Raw genomic sequence first — 1,692 nt, forward strand, 5'->3', positions numbered from 1 at the left:
GGCGCCGTCCGTGGCGCGCTGGCTCGGGGACATCCGGACGTACTTCCCCTCGTCCGTCGTCCAGGTCATGCAGCGCGACGCCATCGACAGGCTCGGGCTCTCCACGCTGCTCCTGGAGCCGGAGATGCTGGAGGCCGTCGAGGCGGACGTGCACTTGGTGGGTACGTTGCTCTCCCTCAACAAGGCCATGCCCGAGACGACCAAGGAGACCGCGCGGGCCGTCGTGCGCAAGGTCGTCGAGGAGTTGGAGAAGCGGCTCGCGACGCGGACCCGTTCCACGCTCACCGGAGCGCTCGACCGCAGCGCGCGCGTCAGCAGACCCCGCCACCACGACATCGACTGGAACCGCACGATCGCGGTCAACCTCAAGAACTACCTGCCGGAGTACCGGACGATCGTGCCCGAGCGGCTTATCGGGTATGGCCGCGCCTCGCAGTCCGTGAAGAAGGAGGTCATCCTCTGCATCGACCAGTCGGGCTCGATGGCGGCCTCCGTCGTCTACGCCTCGGTGTTCGGTGCCGTGCTCGGCTCCATGCGCGCGCTCAACACGCGGCTCGTCGTCTTCGACACCAACGTCGTCGACCTGACCGAGCAGCTCGACGACCCGGTGGACGTCCTCTTCGGCACGCAGCTGGGCGGCGGCACGGACATCAACCGCGCCCTCGCGTACTGCCAGTCGCAGATCACCCGCCCCGCCGACACGGTCGTCGTCCTCATCAGCGACCTCTACGAAGGCGGCATCCGCGACGAGATGCTGAAGCGGGTCGCGGCGATGAAGGCTTCCGGGGTGCAGTTCGTGACGTTGCTCGCGCTCTCCGACGAAGGGACACCCGCGTACGACCATGAGCACGCGGCGGCGCTCGCCGCGCTGGACGCGCCTGCCTTCGCCTGCACGCCGGACCTCTTCCCGGAGGTGATGGCCGCGGCGATCGAGCGGCGACCGCTTCCCATACCGGACACGGCCGCAGCGAACGGGACATGAGTGTGCATCGGGAGCGGGGGACTTGCGCGGGGGCGGGCGTTCCGTGCGAGGATCGGCGCGCCGTGCGTGCGGAGTGATGCGTTCCGCCGGCTTACCGCTCCATCGCAGCAGAGGAACCTCTCCGTCTTGATGCCCGCTTCCGCAGCCGTTCCGTCCGGGGCCGTCGTGCGTGTCGTGCGCGTGGTGGCCGGGCGGCGCGTGTGGCGAGTGACGCTTCGAGTGGCGCTGTTGCTCGGGGGGTTGCTCGTCCTCGGGTTCCTGTTCGGGGAGCGGGCGCAGGCGGCGGACGGACCGCTGCGGTCGGCGGAGCGGGTTCAGCCCGTGACGCGGGCCGTCGTGGAGGGGCCGGCGCCGCGGCTGGGCGCCGGTGCGTTTGACTCCGGCTCCGCCGCCGACTCGGTTTCCGCCTCTGCCTCCGCTCCGGCCTCCCGCGCCGTGCGGAACGTCGCCGCGCCCGTGGCCGATTCGGGGGTAGACGCGGTGGCCGCGCCGGTCGTGAAGCCTGTTGTGCGGCGCGCCCCGCGTCCCGTGGGGGAGGGCGTTCACGACGTGGCAGACGTTGCCGATGTGGCCGACGTCGCCGTGATCGGCATCCCGGACCCGCGCCTGGGCGAGGTGGCCAAGGCCTACGCGGTCCGCCGCCCGGACTCGACGCTGACGGCGGACGACCTGATCGCCTGGTCGCGCAGGGAGATGGCCAACTACAAGGT

The 1,692-nt window shown here is 71.0% G+C and carries 1 protein-coding gene and 1 pseudogene; both read left to right on the top strand.

Features of this window, described 5'->3' with window-relative positions:
• Positions 1-982 (top strand): VWA domain-containing protein (locus tag GKQ77_RS32495; protein WP_219692743.1); only part of this gene is annotated, 982 nt, incomplete at its 5' end.
• A gap of 564 nt (positions 983-1,546) precedes the next feature.
• A pseudogene (locus tag GKQ77_RS32500) lies at positions 1,547-1,692 on the top strand (AMP-binding enzyme); the annotation flags it as partial.

This window comes from Streptomyces anatolicus, from assembly GCF_019400875.1.
Taxonomy (GTDB): domain Bacteria; phylum Actinomycetota; class Actinomycetes; order Streptomycetales; family Streptomycetaceae; genus Streptomyces; species Streptomyces anatolicus.